18 protein-coding genes are annotated in these 18,681 nt (G+C 72.3%); 7 read left to right on the top strand and 11 right to left on the bottom strand.

The features are described from left to right. Positions 1–2 precede the first annotated feature (2 nt). On the bottom strand, positions 3–575 hold the full coding sequence (locus tag ADK65_RS27355; protein ID WP_053673621.1) for a MarR family winged helix-turn-helix transcriptional regulator: 573 nt from the start codon (positions 573–575) through the stop codon (positions 3–5). A 125-nt stretch (positions 576–700) separates the two neighbouring features. Here ADK65_RS27355 and ADK65_RS27350 point away from each other — a divergent pair, with 125 nt between their 5' ends. Both ADK65_RS27350 and ADK65_RS27345 read left to right on the top strand, forming a co-directional pair. Then, on the top strand, positions 701–1,642 hold the full coding sequence (locus tag ADK65_RS27350) for an LLM class flavin-dependent oxidoreductase (RefSeq protein WP_053673620.1): 942 nt from the start codon (positions 701–703) through the stop codon (positions 1,640–1,642). A gap of 80 nt (positions 1,643–1,722) precedes the next feature. Next, a complete protein-coding gene (locus ADK65_RS27345; RefSeq protein WP_107092398.1) occupies positions 1,723–3,420 on the top strand; it encodes an amidohydrolase in 1,698 nt (565 codons plus the stop codon). Positions 3,421–3,451: 31 nt separating this feature from the next. On the opposite strand, the gene ADK65_RS27340 is transcribed toward ADK65_RS27345, so the two are convergent. Genes ADK65_RS27340 through ADK65_RS27330 form a run of 3 tightly spaced genes read right to left on the bottom strand, consistent with a single transcriptional unit; the run spans position 3,452 to position 6,131 of the window. Then, positions 3,452–4,357: a metal ABC transporter permease gene (locus ADK65_RS27340; RefSeq protein ID WP_053673618.1), complete on the bottom strand. Its 906-nt coding sequence runs from the start codon at positions 4,355–4,357 to the stop codon at positions 3,452–3,454. After that, positions 4,354–5,202: a metal ABC transporter ATP-binding protein gene (locus ADK65_RS27335; RefSeq protein ID WP_053673617.1), complete on the bottom strand. Its 849-nt coding sequence runs from the start codon at positions 5,200–5,202 to the stop codon at positions 4,354–4,356. The genes ADK65_RS27340 and ADK65_RS27335 overlap by 4 nt, the downstream gene beginning before the upstream one ends. Continuing rightward, a complete protein-coding gene (locus tag ADK65_RS27330) occupies positions 5,199–6,131 on the bottom strand; it encodes a metal ABC transporter solute-binding protein, Zn/Mn family (protein WP_053673616.1) in 933 nt (310 codons plus the stop codon). The genes ADK65_RS27335 and ADK65_RS27330 overlap by 4 nt, the downstream gene beginning before the upstream one ends. Positions 6,132–6,314: 183 nt before the next feature. Between ADK65_RS27330 and ADK65_RS27325 the strand changes: the two genes are divergently transcribed. From ADK65_RS27325 to ADK65_RS27310, 4 genes are all read left to right on the top strand, one after another. Beyond that, positions 6,315–6,998: a helix-turn-helix transcriptional regulator gene (locus ADK65_RS27325; protein WP_053673615.1), complete on the top strand. Its 684-nt coding sequence runs from the start codon at positions 6,315–6,317 to the stop codon at positions 6,996–6,998. Beyond that, a complete protein-coding gene (locus ADK65_RS27320; RefSeq protein ID WP_053673614.1) occupies positions 6,995–7,972 on the top strand; it encodes a pyridoxal-phosphate dependent enzyme in 978 nt (325 codons plus the stop codon). The genes ADK65_RS27325 and ADK65_RS27320 overlap by 4 nt, the downstream gene beginning before the upstream one ends. Positions 7,973–8,032: 60 nt before the next feature. Continuing rightward, a complete protein-coding gene (locus ADK65_RS27315; protein WP_053673613.1) occupies positions 8,033–8,392 on the top strand; it encodes a cupin domain-containing protein in 360 nt (119 codons plus the stop codon). A gap of 128 nt (positions 8,393–8,520) precedes the next feature. Continuing rightward, the gene (locus ADK65_RS27310) at positions 8,521–9,225 is read left to right on the top strand and encodes an SDR family oxidoreductase (protein WP_053673612.1); all 705 of its coding nucleotides are present in this window, start codon (positions 8,521–8,523) and stop codon (positions 9,223–9,225) included. On the opposite strand, the gene ADK65_RS27305 is transcribed toward ADK65_RS27310, so the two are convergent. Both ADK65_RS27305 and ADK65_RS27300 read right to left on the bottom strand, forming a co-directional pair. Continuing rightward, the gene (locus tag ADK65_RS27305; RefSeq protein WP_053673611.1) at positions 9,226–10,584 is read right to left on the bottom strand and encodes a vWA domain-containing protein; all 1,359 of its coding nucleotides are present in this window, start codon (positions 10,582–10,584) and stop codon (positions 9,226–9,228) included. It lies immediately after the preceding gene. Next, positions 10,581–11,438, bottom strand: a complete 858-nt coding sequence (locus ADK65_RS27300) for an AAA family ATPase (RefSeq protein WP_053673610.1) — start codon at positions 11,436–11,438, stop codon at positions 10,581–10,583. Before ADK65_RS27300 ends, ADK65_RS27305 begins: the two co-directional genes overlap by 4 nt. 146 nt (positions 11,439–11,584) lie before the next feature. Here ADK65_RS27300 and ADK65_RS27295 point away from each other — a divergent pair, with 146 nt between their 5' ends. Continuing rightward, a complete protein-coding gene (locus ADK65_RS27295; protein ID WP_053673609.1) occupies positions 11,585–12,157 on the top strand; it encodes a TetR/AcrR family transcriptional regulator in 573 nt (190 codons plus the stop codon). Positions 12,158–12,206: 49 nt separating this feature from the next. Here the strand turns inward: ADK65_RS27295 and ADK65_RS27290 are convergent, their stop codons facing one another. The 5 genes from ADK65_RS27290 to ADK65_RS27270 all read right to left on the bottom strand — a co-directional run bounded on the left by ADK65_RS27290 (position 12,207) and on the right by ADK65_RS27270 (position 18,612). Further along, positions 12,207–12,842, bottom strand: a complete 636-nt coding sequence (locus tag ADK65_RS27290; RefSeq protein WP_053673608.1) for a LutC/YkgG family protein — start codon at positions 12,840–12,842, stop codon at positions 12,207–12,209. After that, positions 12,839–14,317 (bottom strand): LutB/LldF family L-lactate oxidation iron-sulfur protein, encoded by a 1,479-nt coding sequence (locus ADK65_RS27285; RefSeq protein WP_053673607.1) that lies wholly within the window; start codon positions 14,315–14,317, stop codon positions 12,839–12,841. The genes ADK65_RS27290 and ADK65_RS27285 overlap by 4 nt, the downstream gene beginning before the upstream one ends. Beyond that, positions 14,314–15,069, bottom strand: a complete 756-nt coding sequence (locus ADK65_RS27280; protein ID WP_053673606.1) for a (Fe-S)-binding protein — start codon at positions 15,067–15,069, stop codon at positions 14,314–14,316. The genes ADK65_RS27285 and ADK65_RS27280 overlap by 4 nt, the downstream gene beginning before the upstream one ends. A gap of 70 nt (positions 15,070–15,139) precedes the next feature. After that, positions 15,140–16,576: a rhamnulokinase gene (locus tag ADK65_RS27275; RefSeq protein WP_053673605.1), complete on the bottom strand. Its 1,437-nt coding sequence runs from the start codon at positions 16,574–16,576 to the stop codon at positions 15,140–15,142. Next, a complete protein-coding gene (locus ADK65_RS27270; protein WP_053673604.1) occupies positions 16,573–18,612 on the bottom strand; it encodes a bifunctional rhamnulose-1-phosphate aldolase/short-chain dehydrogenase in 2,040 nt (679 codons plus the stop codon). The genes ADK65_RS27275 and ADK65_RS27270 overlap by 4 nt, the downstream gene beginning before the upstream one ends. Between the last annotated feature and the right edge of the window lie 69 nt (positions 18,613–18,681).

The following is an 18,681-nucleotide window of genomic DNA, read 5'->3' as shown; positions in this document are numbered from 1 at the left end:
GCTCAGGCCCGGGGCCGTCGGCCGCTGCGCCGCGGGGCGGGTTCGGCGCCGCCCAGCAGGGACTGCCGCCGCTCCTCGCCGTGCTCCTCCACCTGGAGCACCACGCTGCGCAGCCCCTCGGCGAGGCTGCGGCACTCGGCGTCGCTGAGCCCGGCGGTGACGAAGGCCTCCTCCTCGTTGAAGGCCGGGAACACCCGCGCCATGAACTCCTCGCCCTCGGCCGTGAGGCTCAGCAGCACCAGGCGCCCGTCGCTCGGATGGCCGTCCCGCCGCAGCAGGCCCCGGGACTCCAGCGTGCGCACCACACCCGTGAGCGTGCCCTTGGAGATCCCCGCCTCCTCGGCCACGTGCCGGGTCTCCGACTCGCCCCACACCCAGACCACCCACAGCACCACGAAAGCCGTCCAGGTCAGGTCCGAACCGCGCAGCACGGAGTTCTCCAGGTGCTGCCGCACGGCGGACGCCGCCCGGTAGATGTTCGCCACCGCCGCCATCTGCTCCCGGCGGATCGGAATGCCGCCCAGCTTCGCCGCGGCGAGCTTCTCGGCTTCGGTGATGGATCGGTGCCCCGGCACGAGCGGCTCCTTCGTCTGGTCGCGACCGCCTCGGTGCGGTCGCGACGCGTCACACACGGGCGGCTCAACCCCGTCGCCCGATCGTTCGGACTCAAATTGTACGAAGCCGAAAGGAAGAACCCGTCATGCCCAGCCCTCCCCGCATGCTCCTCGTCCTCAGCGAGAACTGGACCCTCACCGGCGGCCGGGCCGATCTGCCCCTCGCCGTCCGCTGGGCCCGCGAGGCCGAGGACGCCGGTTTCGACGCGGTCATGGTCAGCGAGCACATCGTCCTCGGCCCCGACGCGGCGGCCGCCGGCATCATGGGCAACCCCCGCGACTACGCCCTGCCGGGCAACCAGGACCCCTACACCCCCTGGCCGAACTCCTTGCTGCTGCTCGCCGCCATCGCCTCCGTCACCTCCCGGCTGCGCCTGGCCGCCGCGGCCGTCCTCGCCCCGCTGCGTCACCCCCTGCTGCTCGCCCGCGAACTCGGCACCCTGGACCTGATCAGCGAGGGCCGTCTGGTCGTACAGCCCACGGTGAGCTGGAGCAAGGACGAGTACGACGCCCTCGGTGTGCCGTTCGCCCGCCGCGGGCGGCTCCTCGACGAGCACCTGGAGATCTGGGCGAAGGCCTGGGGCCCGTCGCCGCTCTCCCACGACGGACCCCACTACCCCTTCCGGGACGTCTACTTCGAGCCCAAGGCCCACCGCCCCGACGGCCCCCGGCTGTGGTTCGGCGGACAGCGCCTGCGCGGCCCGGTCCTGCGCCGCCTCGTCGACCACGGCCACGGCTTCCACCCGCTCGGCCGGCCCACGCCCGAGGACCTGCAAGGGCTCAAGGAGGCGATGTCGACGGCCGGGCGGGACATCGCGGAGCTGGAGATGATCGGCGGCACCCGGGCCGTGTTCCCCGACGACCGGTCACCGGCGGACCTCGGCGCGGCGCTCTCCGTGATCCCGGAGCAGAGGGAGCAGGGCTTCACGACCTTCTGCGTCAAGCCGAACCAGTTCATCGACGACCCGGACGGCGTGGGGGAGTTCTGCCGCGAGGTCATGCGGCGCGTCGAGGCGCTGACGTCCTGACCACCCCAGTCGGGCCCGCCCCTCGGCCGCTGATCCACCTTCCCCCTGAAATGAGGTCATCCGTGAACGACACCGCGTCCGTGGACGCCACCGCCCCCACCCTCGTCCTGACCGGCGGGCAGGTCCTCACCGTCGACGCCGGGTTCACCGTCGCCGAGGGCGTGGCCGTGCGCGGCCGGGACATCCTGGCCGTCGGCAGCGACGCGGAGATGCGTGCGCTGGCCGGGCCCGGCACCCGGATCGTCGAACTGGGTGGCCGGACCGTGCTGCCCGGCATCAACGACTCGCATCTGCACGGCGCCGCCTACGGCATGACGAAACCGCCGTTCGCCCTCGACGTCGGCCACCCGGCGGTCGGCTCCCTCGCCGACATCGCGGTGGTCGTCGCCAGGGCGGCACAGGAGACCCCGCGAGGCGAGTGGATCATCGGCCTGGGCTGGGACCCCGGCTACCTCGCCGAATGCCTCGCCGACCCGGGCCGCTTCCCGCACCGGCGGGACCTCGACGCGGTGGCGCCCGGGCACCCGGTCTGCCTGACCGACTTCTCCTCGCACATGGTGTGGGTCAACTCCGAAGCCCTGCGCCGCTGCGGCGTCGACGCCGGTACGCCGGCCCCGCCCGGCGGTGTGATCGACCACGACCCCGACGGCCGTCCGGCCGGCATCCTGCGTGAGGCCGCCGGACGGCTCGTCCAGGCCGAGCTTCCCGCACCGACCCGGGGCCAGCGCCGCCGGGCCATCCAGGGCGTCATCCGGGAACTGCACTCCCGCGGCATCACCAGCTACACCGAGCCCGGCCTCGGTCCCGGCGGCGCCGGCTCCCTCTTCGGCGGCCTGAGCACCGACAACTGGAACGCCTACGCCGACCTCGCCGCGAGCGGCGAACTCCAGGCCCGCGTCAGCGTCCTGCTCCTGCCCGCCCCCATGGGAGGCTCCGCCGCGGACGTCCGCGAGGGGCTGGCCGAACTGCGCCGCCCCGAGTCCGCCGACCCCCGGCTGCTGCGGGCCATCGGCGTCAAGATCTTCGCCGACGGTGTCCCGCCCAACCGCACGGCGTGGATGAGCGAGCCGTACCCGGACGGCGGTCACGGCGCCCTGTGCGTGCACGGTGAGACGCCCGCACTCCAGGTGCACGAACTGCGCGAGATGATCAGGCTCGGGCACGAGGCAGGCTTCCAGCTCGGCGTGCACGTCACCGGCGACCGGGCCATCGACCTCGTGGTGGACGCCTTCCTCGCCGCGAACACGGCCGCGCCCCGCCCCGACGCCCGCCACTACGTCATCCACGGCGACTTCATCAGCCCGGGCAGCCTGGCCAAGCTCGCCGCGCACGGCTACGGCGTCAACATGAACCCGGCCATCAAGTGGACCATCTCCGACCTGATGGACGAGCTCGTCGGCCCCGAACGCTCCGCCTACCAGTGGCCGGTGCGCTCCGCACTGGACGCCGGCGTACGGGTGTGCGCCAGCTCCGACGCCCCCATCACCGAGCCCGACTGGCGCCAGGGCGTGGCCGCGATGATGCTGCGCGAGTCCAAGGCCAGCGGCCGTACCAGCGGCCCCGAGCAGTGCGTCCCGCTCGCCGACGCCCTGCGTGCCTACACCTCCACCGCCGCCTGGCAGGACTTCGCCGACGGCTGGAAGGGCACCCTGGAAGCGGGCCGGGCCGCCGACCTGTGCGTGCTGGACCGGCCGCTGCTGGACCTCGACCCGCACGAGATCACTCAGGCACAGGTGGATCTCACGGTGTTCGACGGGCGGGTGGTCTTCGAGCGGTGACGCGTACTCGGGTACCAGCCGTGAGGTCCGGTCAGGTTCGGGCTGTGAGACCCGCTCGGGTCGCCCGCACCACCGCGCGCCGCATCCCCCACCGCCGGGCGCGGTACCGGCCGGCCACCCGGCACACCGCGTAGATGCCGAACGAGATCGTCGTGACGTAGGGGCTGATGGGAATGCTGCTGCCCAGGGCGAGCAGGATTCCGCCCTCGATGGAGACCACGGCGAACACCACGCTCAGCGCGGGCAGCAGCACCGGCGACGCGGTGACGCGGGCGGCCGCCGCGGCCGGGGTGACGACCAGGGAGAGCACCAGCAGCGCGCCGACGATCTGCACCGACAGGGCGACCGCGAGCCCGAGCACCAGCATGAACGCGAAGGACAGCGCACGCACCGGCACCCCGCGGGCCTGCGCCACGTCAGGATCCGTACTGGCGAAGGACAGCGGACGCCACATCACCGTCAGGGCCGCCAGCACCAGGACGGACGTGCCCAGCAGCCAGGACATCTGCGGGGTGTCCACGGCGACGATCTGCCCGGTGAGCAGCCCGAACTTGTTGGCCGCCCGGCCCTTGTACAGGGCGAGGAAGAGCACGCCGAGTCCCAGACCGAACGGCATGATGATGCCGATCACCGAGTTGCGGTCCCGGGCCCTGGATCCGAGGACGCCGATGGCACCGGCGGCCAGCAGTGAACCGGCGATCGAGCCGACGACGATGTTCGCGTCCAGCAGCAGGGCCGCCGAAGCGCCCGCGAACGACAGCTCGCTGATGCCGTGCACCGCGAACGGCAGGTCCCGCATCAGGACGAACACCCCGGCCAGCCCGCCCACCAGGCCCAGTGCCACGCCGGCGACGAGGGAGTTGCGGACCAGGACGAGGAGTTCGCCGTAGTCGGTGAAGTCGAAGATCTGGTGCCAGATCCCGTCGGCGAGTGTCATGCGCGCACTCCGTCGCTCTCGTGGGCCTGTTGGGGGTGGTGCGGCGGGCTGCCCGTCTCGTCGGGAGCTCCCGCGACCACCACCCGGCCCCGGACGCGGAGCACGTCGACCCGCGTGCCGTAGAGGCGGGACAGCGACTGCGAGGTCAGCACCTCGTCCGGAGTCCCGCACCGGTGGCCGCCCGGGGCCAGGTACAGCACGCGGTCGGCCATGCCCAGCACCGGGTTGATCTCGTGCGTCACGAACACCACGGCCGTGCCGTGGGAGCGGCGCCGGGCGTCGATCAGCTCGGTGACGGCCCGCTGGTGGTGCAGGTCGAGCGACAGCAGCGGCTCGTCGCACAGCAGCAGGCGGGGGTCGGTCGCCAGGGCCTGCCCGATGCGCACGCGCTGCCGTTCGCCGCCGGAGAGCATCCCGAGCGGGACATCGGCGTAGGCCGTGGCGCCCACCGACTCGAGGATCTCGTCCACCCTGCGGCGGATGCCGCCGGTGCGCAGCCGCGGCCCGAAGCGGTGGCCGTCGATGCCGAACCGGACGAGGTCGCGGGCGCGCAGCATGGCCTGCGCGGACAGTGCCGCCTGCTGCGGGATGTAGCCGATGTGCCGGGCGGCCTCGCGTGCCGGCCGGCCGAGGACGTTCAGCGTGCCGGCGGACAGCGGCCGGTGGCCCAGCAGCGCCCGGACGAAGCTGGTCTTGCCCGCGCCGTTCGGGCCCAGTACGGCCAGGAACTCCCCGGGCCGTACGTCGAGATCGAGACCGCTCCACACCTCGCGCTCGCCGTAGGACAGGGCGGCCGCGCGCAGGGTGACGACCGGCGTGCCGTCCTGCCGGGGTATCGGGGTCACTTGGCCAGCGCGCCCGCGAGCGCGTCGAGGTTGGAGGTCATCCAGCCGAGGTAGTCCTTGCCCTTGGGCAGGGTCTCGGTCACGGGCACGACGGGGATGCCGGCCGCCTTGGCCGCCGCCTCGGCCTTCGCGGTCTGGGGGCCGGACGTCTGCTCGTTGTAGACGAGGGCCTTCACCTTCTTGTCGCCGAACAGCGCGAGGCTCTCCTCAAGGACGCGCGGGGAGACGTCGTCGCCCTCCTCGATCGCCTCGCTGAACTGCGCGGGCGTCCGGTTGACCAGGCCGCTCGCCTCGGTCATGTACAGCGGCACGGGCTCGGTGATGGCGATGCCCTCACCGCCGTGCGCCTTCTTGATCTGCGCCTCCCTGGCCTCCAGGGGCGCGAGTTTCGCCTTGAAGGCGGCGGCGTTCCTCGTGAAGGCCTTGGCGCCGCCCGGGTCGGCCTTCGCGAGGGCGGCGGATATCCGGTCGGCGACCTGGGCGACGGTGGGGAAGTCGTACCAGACGTGCTCGTTGAGTTCACCGCCCTCGGGCGCGGTCTTGCCGGACACCCGGACCGCGTTGATCACTTCGGCGGAGTCGTTGTGGCCGCTCTTGAGCATGCGGTCGACGAAGTCGTCGTAGCCGCCGCCGTTCTCGACGACGACCTTCGCCTTGGACAGGGCGAGCTGGTTCTGCGGGTCGGCCTCGTAGGAGTGCGGATCCTGGTCGGGGTCGCTGATGACCGACGTGACGTCGACCCGGTCGCCGCCTATGCGCCGGGCGATGTCACCCCAGACGTTCGTGGAGGCGACCACGGCCACGCGAGCCGGTGTGCTCTTGCCGCCGCCGGAGTCCGGCCCAGAGTCCGACGAGCTGCCGCAGCCCGCGAGCAGGGCCAGTGACGCGCTGGTCAGCAGCGCGATGCGGCGGGACGTGGACAAGGGCATGGCTCCTCCAGGACGGACGTGCACAAAGGTCATCGGCAGGCATCACGCTAGATGGGAATGAATGTCAGAAGCGGCTTGCGGTCGAAGTCATGTGAAAACCATTGCCAACTGTTGGTGATTTCTGGACTGCCCATCCAAGTGCTGGACTTCTGGTCTAAGGTGGTACGTGTGAGAGGGGTGGGCATGGGCAATGATCCGAACGCCGAGCGGGACGCGATCCTCGCCGCACTGAAACCCGTCGTGGACGGGATCGCCGCCACCTTCGGGCCGGTCTGCGACGTCGTGCTGCACGACTACCGGGATCCGGAGCACTCGGTGGTCGCGGTGGCCGGAGCGGTGACCGGGCGCACGGTCGGCGGCGCGATGAGCGAGATCGGCATGCGCGTCCTCGCCCGCGGCGACGGGGCGTCCGACGAACTGAACTACGTCACCCGCACCCGCAACGGCACGGTGACGAAGTCCTCCACGATCGTGCTGCGGGACTCCACGGGAGCCGTGTTCGGCGCCCTCTGCGTCAACGTGGACGTCGGCGCGCTCACGCAGGTCCACGACCTGCTCGGCGCCCTCGCCGGAGCCGGTGCCGTCGCTCCGGCGGAGCTCCCGACGACCACCTTCGGCAACGACATCGACTCCGTGGTCGACGCCCTCGTCGACGCCCACCGCTCGCAGCAGCCGGGCAGTTGGGCGGAGCTCGACCGCGCGGAACGTGTGGAGCTGTTCGGCGGCCTGGACGCCCGCGGGGTCTTCGCCGTGCGCGGCGCCGTCGAACAGGTCGCCTCCCGGCTCGGCATCTCCCGCGCCTCCGCCTACAACTACCTGTCCCGGGCCCGGGCCGCCCACGACACTCCCACCGGAGGATCCGCGTGACGACCACCACCCCGCCGGTCACCCTCGACGACGTCCGGGACGCCGCCGCCCGCCTCAAGGGCGTCGCCCACCGCACCCCCGTGCTGCGCTCCCGCAGCCTGGACGCGCTCGCCGGAGCCGAGGTCTTCCTCAAGTGCGAGAACTTCCAGCGCGTGGGCGCCTTCAAGTTCCGCGGCGCCTACAACGCCGCATCCCGCCTCACCCCCGAGCAGTTGTCCCGGGGCATCGCCGCCTACTCCTCCGGCAACCACGCCCAGGCCGTCGCCCTGGCCGCCCGGGAGCTGGGCACCACCGCCGTCATCGTCATGCCGGAGGACGCCCCGCCCTCGAAGCGGGCCGCCACCGCGGGCTACGGCGCCGAGATCGTCACGTACGACCGCTACACCGGAGACCGGGTCGCCCTCGCCGAGGCCCTCGCCGCCGAGCGCGGCCTCGCCCTCGTCCCGCCCTACGAGCATCCGCACGTCATGGCCGGGCAGGGCACGGCCGCTCTCGAACTCGTCGAAGAGGTGGGGGAGCTGGACGCGCTGCTGACGCCGGTCGGCGGCGGCGGGCTGATGGCCGGCAGTGCCACGGCGGTCAAGGGGCTGTGCCCCCGCGTCCGCACCGTCGGTGTCGAACCGGAGGCCGGGGACGACACCAAGCGCTCGATGGAAGCCGGCCGGCGCGTCAGTATCCCCGTCCCGCACACCATCGCCGACGGCCAGGCCCTGCACACCCCGGGCGAGCTGACCTTCTCGGTCAACCGGCGACTCCTCGACGAGGTCGTCCTGGTCACCGACGACGAGATCCGGGACGCGATGCGTTTCGCCTTCGAGCGTCTGAAGATCGTCGTCGAGCCGAGCGGCGCCACCCCGCTGGCCGCGCTGCTCACCGGCCGGGCGGGCCCGCTTCCCCCTCGCGTCGGCGTCGTCGTCTCCGGCGGCAACATCGACGCCGGACGCTTCGCCGAGCTCTGCGGCCTCACCCCCTGAATGGCGCTGCCCGCGGGGCGGACGGACGATGGAAGCAAACCCTCACCGAGGAGGAGCGTCATGCTTGAAGTGAAGACGCTCGACAAGCCGGACGAGCGGCGCGACTACCCCCGAGGCCACCTGGAAGCCGTCCACATGACGGGACTGGACTTCGCCGTGGCCACCTTCGAACCGGGCTGGCGCTGGTCCGAGTCCGTGGCCCCGATCGCGGGGACGGACAGCTGCCGGATCCACCACAACGGCTATGTCGTCTCGGGCCGTATGCACATCCGCATGGACGACGGCGCGGAGAGCGAAGTGGGACCCGGCGACGTGTTCGTCTGCGCGCCCGGCCACGACGCCTGGGTCGTCGGCGACGAGCAGTGCGTGGTGTACGACTTCGCCGGGAGCATGGCCAAGGAGTACGCCAAGAAGGACTGACGCGGCCTCTCACCTCCACCTCCTTCGGACCGGCCAGCCGGCTTCCCTTGCCCATGGAAACCGATCGGTTTACGCTTCCCGACACGGGAAACCGATCGGTTTCCAAGTTGTGCGACAAGGGAGATCCCATGACCGCCATCGAAGGTTCCGTCGCCCTGGTCACCGGAGGCAGCCGGGGCATCGGACGGGCGCTGGTCGAGGCCCTGTACGAGCGGGGCGCGCGCAAGGTGTACGCCACCGCCCGCGACCCGCGCGCCGTCACGCACCCTGACGCCGTGCCGGTGGCCCTGGAGGTGACCGACCCCGCGTCCGTCGCCGCGGCGGCCGAGCAGGCCGGGGACGTCACCCTGCTGATCAACAACGCCGGCGCCTCGGTGAACGCGAATTTCCTCGACTCGCCCGTCGACGACGTCCGGCGCGAGTTCGAGACCAACTTCTACGGGCCGCTCCTGGTGACCCGGGCCTTCGTCCCCGTCATCGAGCGCAACGGCGGCGGCCACATCCTCAACGTCCACTCAGTGCTGTCCTGGATCGGCCTGGCCGGGTCCTACAGCGCCTCCAAAGCCGCGTTCTGGTCGCAGACCAACTCACTGCGCCTGGACCTGAAGCCGCGCGGGATCGACGTCACCGGCCTCCACGTCGGCTATGTCGACACGGACATGACCGCCGGGGTCGACGCCCCCAAGTCCTCGGCCCGCTCCGTCGCCGCCCAGGCCCTCGACGGCATCGCGTCCGGCGCCTACGAGGTCCTGGCGGACGACGTCTCACGGCAGGTGAAGGCCGGTCTCGCGGCCGACCCGGCCGCCCTCTACCCGCAGCTCGCCGCCGTCTGATCACACCGGCAGCAGCCGGGCCACCAGTGCGCTCAACTGCCGGGCGTTACGGCACTCGTGCATGTCGACCAGCTCGGCGTAGGCGGGCGCGACGGAGTCGCCCGTGCCCCACCGGGAGCGCTGCTCGGGGTTCAGCCAGTGGACGCGGCGGGCGCGCTCGGCGATCTGCCGCAGGGCGGGCAGATTCGGGTCGCTCCGGTTCGTCCGGGCGTCACCGAGGACGAACACCGTCGTGCGGGAACCGGCCGCGTCCGCGTACCGCTCGGCGAACTCGCCCAGAGCCATGCCGTAGTCACTGCTTCCGTGATAGCCCGTGACGGCCGCCTCCGCCTGGATGCGGGTGCCCAGCCCCTCCGGGTCGGCCCGCCCGTGCTCCAGCAGCCCGGTGACCTCGTCGATCCGGTTGACGAAGGCGAACACACGCACCTTGCTGAACTGGTCGTGCAGCGCCTGCACCAGCAGCATCGTGAAATCGGAGAAGCCGGAGACCGACCCCGACACGTCGCACAGCAGCACGAGTTCGGGGCGGGCGGGACGCCGTGCGCGCAGCACCGGCTTCATCGGCACTCCGCCCGTCGACAGCGAGCCGCGCAAGGTCCGCCGCAGATCGATCGCACCCCGGGAAGCGCGACGGCGCCGGGCGGCCAGCCGGGTCGCGAGCTTGCGGGCCAGGGGCTGCACCGTCCGGCGCAGCTCGGCGAGCCGGTCCTGACCGGCGAACAGGAAGTCGACCCGGTCCGCGGTCGGGGCCACCGCCCGCCGGGCGATCTCGTCCCGGCCGCGCCGCTCGGCGACCCGCCGCCTCGCCTCAGCGGCCACCAGGGCGCGGAAGGCGTCGATGCGCCGCCGGATCTCGTCCTCCAGCAGCCGGTCCGCGAACCCCGTGTCGCCGCCCTGCCCCCGGACGGTGTCCCGCACCCGGGCCAGCAGTGTCTGCGGCCGCAGCCGTTCGAGTGCCTGGTACGACGACCAGCCGTCCGACTCCGGCGAGGCACCGTAGCCGCCGAAGCCGTCGACCGCCTCGATCGCCAGCCGGCCCAGCATCTCCCGGTCGTCGGCGGCCAGCGCGTCGGCCAGCCGGTCCCGCAGGTCCTCGCGGCCCGCCGCCCGCTGCCCCGGGCCGCCGACACCGCGCGGGAAGTACAGATCGAAGACCGGGTCGAACACCTGCCGCTGCGCGGGCCCGTGCAGCAGCGTCGCCGCGAGTCCCTCGCGCAGCAGCTCACGGTCCGCGAGGCCGAGTTCCGCGACCGCCCGTGCCGCGTCGACCGTCTCGCCGGTGCCGATCCGCACCCCGTGCGCACGCAGCGCCCCGACCAGCGACGTCAGCCGCTCGGCGACGCCTGCCGACGTGGTCACAGGGCGTCCAGGTCGAGCTTGGCGGACGCCTTGAGGACGTCGTCCTGATGCTTGAGGAGCACGCCGAGCGTGGCCCGCACGACGGTCTCCTCCAGCGACTCGGCGCCGAGCGCGAGCAGGGTGTGCGCCCAGTCGACGGTCTCGGCGACCGACGGCACCTTGCGCAGGTCCATCGCCCGCAGCGCACCCACGACCCGGACGACCGAGCGGGCCAGTGTCTCGTCGAGCCCCGGCACCTTCAGCCGCACGATCCGGCGCTCCAGCTCCTCGTCGGGGAAGCCGATGTGCAGGAAGAGGCAGCGACGGCGCAGCGCCTCGGACAGCTCCCGGCTGGCGTTGGAGGTGAGGACGACGAAGGGCCGGCGCGTCGCGGTGATGGTGCCCAGTTCGGGCACGGTCACCTGGAAGTCGCTGAGCACCTCCAGCAGCAGGCCCTCCACCTCGACGTCGGCCTTGTCGGTCTCGTCGATCAGCAGCACCTTCGGATCGTCGCCGCGGATCGCGGTCAGCAGGGGCCGGGTGAGGAGGAACTCCTCGCTGAAGATGTCCGTACGGGCCTCGTCCCACGTCTCGTCGCGGCCCGCGCTGATGCGCAGGAGCTGCTTGGCGTGGTTCCACTCGTACAGCGCCCGGGACTCGTCGACCCCCTCGTAGCACTGCAGGCGCACAAGCCGGGCTCCGGCCACCTCGGCGACGGCCTTGGCGAGCTCCGTCTTGCCGACGCCGGCCGGGCCCTCCACCAGGAGCGGCTTGCCGAGGCGGTCGGCGAGGAAGACGGTCGTGGCGACCGCGGGGGAGGCGAGGTAGCCGGTCTCGGCGAGGCGCGCGGAGACGTCGTCGACGGATGTGAACAACGGTGGCCTCCAGGACGGCGGCGGGTGTGGACGGGCAGGGCACTATCTAAGCGCTTGTTCACCCACGCTGTCACGGGATTCCCGCCCGGGACCGACGGCAAAACCGATCGGTTTCCCGCAGGGGCGCGGCGCGCTACTCTCCCCCTATGGCCACAACCGACAAGGCGTCCACCCGGGACCGGCTCCTCGACGCGGCGGGCGAGCTGTTCTACCGCGAGGGCGTCTCCCTCGGCGTCGAGACGCTGTGCCGCAGCGCCGGAGTCTCCAAGCGGTCCATGTACCAGCTCTTCGGAAGCAAGGACGAGGTCCTGGCGGCGAGCCTGGCCCGGCAGCTGCCGGCATACGAGGAGCGGCTGGCGCCCGGACCGCGGGAGGAGACCGGCAGCCCCCGCGCGAGGATCCTGCACGTCTTCGAACGGCTGGAGAAGGCCTCGGCCGGGCCCGCGTACCGCGGCTGCCCCTATCTCGCCGCGCTGGTCGAGCTGAAGGACCCCGAGCACCCGGCGAGCGCCGTCGCCCGCGGAGCCAAGGAGTGGCTGCTGGGCTTCTTCCGTACGCAAGCGGCCGAGGGTGGGGCACACGATCCGGAGTTGCTCGCCCGTCAGCTGATGCTCGTCTTCGACGGGGCCAGCGCCCGGGCCGGGGCCGGGATCGAGACGCTGGACGGCCTGACCACGACGACCGTGACCGCCCTGCTGGGCGCCTCCGGCACGCGCTGACAGGGCAGGAGGCGGCGACTCGATCCTGCCCCGGGCCCGGAGGCGGGGATCAGTCCTCGCCGACCAGGATCACCTCCAGGGTGCGCGGACCGTGCACCCCCTCGACGCGGTCCAGTTCGATGTCACTGGTCGCCGACGGCCCGGAGATCCACGTCAACGGGCGCGCCGGATCGAGGCGCTCGAGCCCTTGCGGCACGGACGACACGACCTGGCGGGGCACCCGCACCACACAGATGTGGTGGTCGGGGACGAGGGTGATGCGGCGGCGGCCCTGGTCGGGCGAGCCGTCCAGCACGATCGTGCCGGTCTCGGCGATCGCGACCGCACAGGCGGTCACCACACTGTCCACCCGGTCCAGTTCGTCCGGGGTGCTCTCGGCCCGGTCGGGCACCCGCGTCACCCCGGTCGCCGCCAGCCACTCCTCGTCCAGCCCGGGCGGCACCAGCACCGACGCCGACCCGTGTCGCTCCAGCAGCCCCGCGATCAGGGCGGCCAGCCCGCCGGCGTCCGTGCGGTGCACGAGCGCCCGGTAGTCCGCCAGGTTCCCGGCGAGCAGCTCCACCGTCTCCGCGACGGTCCGCTGCCCGTGCTCGCGCAGGTAGTCCCGCGCGATCGGCGCCTCATCGGCCGGTGCGTCCGCGAGCGCACGCCGCACCCGCCCCAGGATCCGTTCCCTGCTGTTCACCTGTCCCCGTCCTTCCCGCCGTGAGTCCGCTGCCACCAGTCCCGGAACGGTTCGGCGGGCACCGGCGGCAGATCCCGGGTCCCGCTCCAGGCCCGGCCCGGTCCGGGCAGCGTCCGCGGATGGAAGCGGCGGGTCCGGGAGGCGGCGCGCTGGCCGGTGCGCAGCGCCCCCGCGTGCGTGAACGCCCAGCGTGCCGCGCGCATCGCCGCCCGCTCGGCGGCATGCCCCTTCGCGGGCCGCAGCACCACCTTGTTGCCCTCCCGCGTGACCTCGCCGCCCTGCACCACCCGCTCCCGCAGGTGCACCAGCACCTCGGGGATGTCGATGGCGACCGGGCACACCTCGTAGCACGCCCCGCACAGCGAGGACGCGTACGGCAGCGAGGCGTCGATCTCGCTGCCCGTGCCCCGCAGTTGCGGACTGAGGATCGCGCCGATCGGACCCGGGTACACCGAGCCGTAGGCGTGGCCCCCGGCACGTTCGTACACCGGGCACACGTTGAGGCACGCCGAGCAGCGGATGCAGCGCAGTGCCTGCCGGCCGACCTCGTCGGCGAGGGTGTCGGTGCGGCCGTTGTCGAGCAGCACCAGATGGAAGGCGCTGGGGCCGTCCTGATCGGTCGTGCCGGTCCAGGTGGACGTGTACGGGTTCATGCGCTCCGCCGTGGAGGAGCGGGGGAGTGTCTGCAGGAAGACCTCCAGGTCCTGCCATGTCGGCACGATCTTCTCGATGCCGACGACCGAGATCAGGGTCTCGGGCAGGGTCAGGCACATCCGGCCGTTGCCCTCGGACTCCACGACGACCAGGGTGCCCGTCTCGGCGACCATGAAGTTGGCGCCGGAGATGCCCACCTTGGCCCGCAGGAACTTCTCCCGCAGGTGCAGGCGGGCGGCCTCGGCGAGTTCGGCCGGGGAGTCGGTCAGGCCCTCGGGGGCGGGGCGGCCCCACGCGCTCATCTCACGGGCGAAGATGTCCCGGATCTCGCCCCGGTTGCGGTGGATGGCCGGGACCAGGATGTGCGAGGGCCGGTCCTTTCCCAACTGCACGATCAGCTCGGCGAGATCGGTCTCGTAGGCGTGGATGCCCGCGGCCTCCAGCGCCTCGTTGAGACCGATCTCCTGCGTGGCCATCGACTTGACCTTGACGACCTCCGACTCGCCGGTCGTCTTCACCAGCCGGGTGACGATCTCGTTGGCCTCGTTCGCGTCGGCGGCCCAGTGCACGACGCCGCCCGCGGCCACCACCGACTCCTCCAGCTGCACGAGGTAGTGGTCGAGACGGCGCAGGGTGTGGTCCTTGATCCGCTTGCCCGCCTCGCGCAGCTCGGCCCAGTCGGAGACCTCCGCCACGGCCGCGGCCCGCTTGGCGCGGATGGTGTGCGTGGCGTGCCGCAGATTGCCGCGCAGGGTCGTGTTCCCCACGGCCGCCCGCGCCGCCTCGGGAAACGCCGGCATACCGAGATACGTCCCGCTCATACGGCCGGTTCCTCCTCCGTGCTCGCCAGGATCTCCGCGAGGTGCACCGGCCGCATACCGGTCCGCAGCCGGGTCATCGTCCCGCCGATGTGCATCAGGCAGGAGTTGTCGGCCGCGCACAGCACCTCGGCGCCCGTCGACTCGGCGTTGCGCACCTTGTCGGTGCCCATCGCGGCCGAGACGTCGGAGTTCTTCAGGGCGAAGGTGCCGCCGAAACCGCAGCACTCCTCCGCGCCCGGCAGCTCCACGAGCTCCAGCCCCTTCACCGCCTGCAGCAGCCGCCGCGGCCGCTCGCCGAGTCCGAGTCCGCGCAGTCCGTGGCAGGTGGGGTGGTAGGTCACCTTGTGCGGGTAGTACGCCCCGACGTCCGTCACGCCCAGCACGTCGACCAGGAACTCCGTGAGCTCGTACGTCTTCGGCACCACCGGCGCCAGCGTCGCCGCCAGGGTGTCCCCACGCCCTTCCGCCCGGGCCCGCTCACCCATCCGCGGATACAGCTCCCGTACCATCGCCCCGCACGACCCTGACGGTGTGACGATCGCGTCGTACTCGCCGAATACATCGGAGAAATGCCGGGCGAGAGGCTCGGCCTCATGACGGTACCCGGTGTTGTAGTGAGCCTGCCCGCAGCAGGTCTGCGCCATCGGGAAGTCGATGTCGACGCCCAACCTGGTCAGCAGTTTCACCACGGCGCGCCCGGTATCCGGATACAGCGTGTCGTTGACACAGGTCAGGAACAGGGCGACACGCATCGCGGCTCCTCGCGGTCAGTCATCGGATGAGTGCAGCTTAGCTCGGGCGCGGAGCCGTCGGGAGACCCCATCAGGGCGCGGCGAGCCGGGCCTGTGCGGCGCGCCACCGCTCGGTCCCGCCGCGCGGCTCGTACCGGGTGAGCGGCTGCGTGTTCACGAGCAGACGCCGCATCCCGGCCAGGTCACCGACCAGGCCGTGCGCCCGTGCCTGCACCAGGACGTTTCCCAGGGCCGCCGCCTCGGTGGGCCCGGCCACCACCGGCAGGCCGCACGCGTCGGCGGTGAGCTGGCACAGCAGGGCGTTGCGCGTGCCGCCCCCGACCACGTGCACGACGTCGACCGGGTGCCCGGCGAGCCGCTGGGCGTCCTGGACGGCTCTGCGGTGCGCGAGCGCGAGGGAGTCGAGGATGCAGCGGGTCACCTCGGCCGGCGACTCGGGCACCGGCTGCCCGGAGACACGGCATGCCCCGGCGATCCGCTCCGGCATCCGCCCGGGTGCGAGGAACGCCGCGTCACCCGCGTCCACGACCGACCGCAGGGCCGGCACCTTGGACGCGTCCAGCAGCAGCGCGCCGAGATCCGGGTCGCCCCAGGCGCGTAGGCACTCCTGGAGCAGCCACAGCCCCATGATGTTCCGCAGATAGCGGACGGTGCCGTCCAGCCCCAGCTCGTTGGTGAAGTTGGCGGCCCTGCTCTCCTCGGTCAGCACCGGCGCTTCCAGTTCCAGACCGGCCAGCGACCAGGTGCCGGTGCAGATGTAGGCGAACCGCTCACCCGACGCTGGGACGGCGGCGACCGCCGACGCGGTGTCGTGCGACCCGACGGCCGTCACCGGCACGGGACCGCTCAGCCCGGTCTCCTCCAGCACCTCGGGCCGCAGCAGGCCCGCCGGATCGCCCGGTTGCCGCAGGGGAGCGAACAACTCCAGGTCGATGCCCAGCCGTTGCGCGATGTCGTACGACCATGCGCGGGTGCGGGGGTCGATCAACTGAGTGGTCGAGGCGTTGGTCAGCTCGGTGCCCTGCTCGCCCGTGAGCCAGTACGTGAGCAGATCGGGGATCATCAACAACCTCTGTGCACCGCCGAGTTGATCGGCGGTGAGCTGGTAGAGCGTGTTGAAGGGCGCGTACTGCAGGCCGGTTGCCGCGTAGAGCTCCGCCGCGGGGACGGTGGCCCAGACCTTCTCGGCGACCCCCTCGGTCCGGGAGTCCCGGTAGTGCACCGGGTTGCCGAGCAGGGCGCCGTCCGCGTCCAGCAGCCCGTAGTCCACGGCCCAGCTGTCGATGCCCACGGAGTCGACCTGCCCCGCGGCCCTCAGCCCGTCCAGGACACCGGCGTACAGCGAGAGGATGTCCCAGCGCAGGCCCTCGGGGACGCGGACCGGCCGGTTCACGAACCGGTGGGCCTCGGTCAGCTCCAGGCTGTCGAGTCCGACCCGGCCGGCCATGACGCGTCCGCTGGACGCGCCGAGATCGACCGCGGCGTACGACTTCACGGCCGCGCTCATCGCAGGAAGGCGGCCGCGACGCCGGCGTCGACCGGGACGTGCAGACCGGTCGTGTGGGTGAGGTCCCCGCCGGTCAGCGCGAAGACGGCGTTGGCCACGTGCTCGGGGAGCACCTCGCGCTTGAGGAGGGTGCGCTGGGCGTAGAACTCACCCAGCTTCTCCTCCTCCACCCCGTACACGGCGGCCCGCTGGGCGCCCCACCCGCCGGCGAAGATCCCCGAGCCGCGCACCACGCCGTCCGGGTTGACGCCGTTGACGCGGATGCCGTGCTCGCCCAGCTCGGCCGCGAGCAGCCGCACCTGGTGGGCCTGGTCGGCCTTGGTGGCGGAGTAGGCGATGTTGTTGGGCCCGGCGAACACGGCGTTCTTCGAGGCGATGTAGACGATGTCGCCGCCCAGCTGCTGGGCCGTCATCACCCGGGCCGCCTCCCGCGACACCAGGAAGGAGCCACGGGCCATGATGTCGTGCTGGAGGTCCCAGTCCCTGGCGGAGGTCTCCAGCAGCGGCTTGGAGATCGAGATGCCCGCGTTGTTGACGACGAGGTCGACTCCGCCGAAGGCCAGCACGGCCGCCCGGAACGCCTCGGCGATCTGTTCCTCGGAGGTGACGTCCACCGTCACGGCGACGGCCTTGTCGGGCCCGCCCAGCTCCTCGGCGACGGCGGCGGCGTTCTCACCGTTCAGGTCGGCGACGACGACACACGCGCCCTCCGCCACGAGCCGGTGCGCGATCGCCTTGCCGATCCCGCTCCCGGCACCCGTCACCAGCGCCACCCGGGTCGCCAGCGGCTTCGGCTCGGGCATCCGCCGGAGCTTGGCCTCCTCCAGCGCCCAGTACTCGATGCGGAACTTCTCCGACTCCTCGATCGGCGCGTAGGTGGACACGGCCTCGGCCCCGCGCATCACGTTGACGGCGTTGACGTAGAACTCGCCCGCCACCCGGGCGGTCTGCTTGTCCTTGCCGAAGGAGAACATGCCCACGCCCGGCACCAGCACGATCGCCGGGTCGGCGCCGCGCATGGCGGGGGAGTCGGGCAGGGCGTGCCGCGCGTAGTAGGCGGCGTACTCCTCGCGGTACCCGGCGTGCAGCTCCCTCAGCCGGGCGATGGCCTCGTCGAGTGGCGCGCCCGGCGGCAGGTCCAGCACCAGCGGCCGGACCTTGGTGCGCAGGAAGTGGTCCGGGCAGGAGGTCCCGAGCGCGGCGAGGCGTGGGTGCTCGGCGCGTGCGAGGAAGTCGAGCACGGCCTCGGAGTCGTCGAAGTGCCCCACCTGAGGCCGGTCCTGCGAGGCGATCGCCCGCACGTACGGGGCGAGCGCGGCGGCCCGCTCCCGCCGCTCCGGGGCACTCAGCGCGGCGTAGCCTTCGATCACCGGCCCGAAGGGCTCGGCCTTCCCCCGCTCGGCCAGGAACTTCTCGGCGGTCCGGATGATGTGCAGCGAGTTCCGCTCGCACTCCTCGGAGGTGTCACCCCAGGCGGTGATCCCGTGCCCGCCGAGAACACACCCGACGGCCTGCGGGTTGGCCTCCTTCACGGCGGCGATGTCCAGCCCCAGCTGGAATCCGGGCCGCCGCCACGGCACCCACACCACACTGTCCCCGAAGCACTCGGCGGTCAGCTTCTCCCCGTCGGCGGCACAGGCCAGCGCGATCCCCGAGTCCGGATGCAGATGATCGACGTGCGCGGCCCCGACCAGCCCGTGCATGGCGGTGTCGATGGACGGAGCGGCCCCGCCCTTGCCGTGCAGGCAGTAGTCGAACGCGGCGACCATCTCGTCCTCGCGCTCGACCCCCGGATAGACGTCGGCGAGCGCCCGCATCCGGTCGAGCCGCAGCACGGCCAGCCCGCCCTCGGTCAGCGTCCCGAGGTCCCCGCCGGATCCTTTGACCCACATCAGCTCGACGTCCCCACCGGTGACGGGGTCGGTCCCGGTGCCCTTGGCGGAGGCGTTGCCGCCGGCGTAGTTGGTGTTCCGGGGATCGCTGCCGAGCCGGTGCGACCGGGCGAGCAGAGCTGCGGCTTCGGGATGAACAGCCATGAACAGTTCCTTTTCAGAGGAGAGTGGGTGAGGTTCCTTCTTCGGGGGCGCGGGGAACTGCGCGATCAA

The sequence above is a fragment of the Streptomyces sp. NRRL B-1140 genome (assembly GCF_001280065.1).
GTDB lineage: Bacteria > Actinomycetota > Actinomycetes > Streptomycetales > Streptomycetaceae > Streptomyces.
The sequence above is the reverse complement of the archived record's forward strand: the minus strand, read 5'-3'. Positions and strand labels throughout refer to the sequence as shown.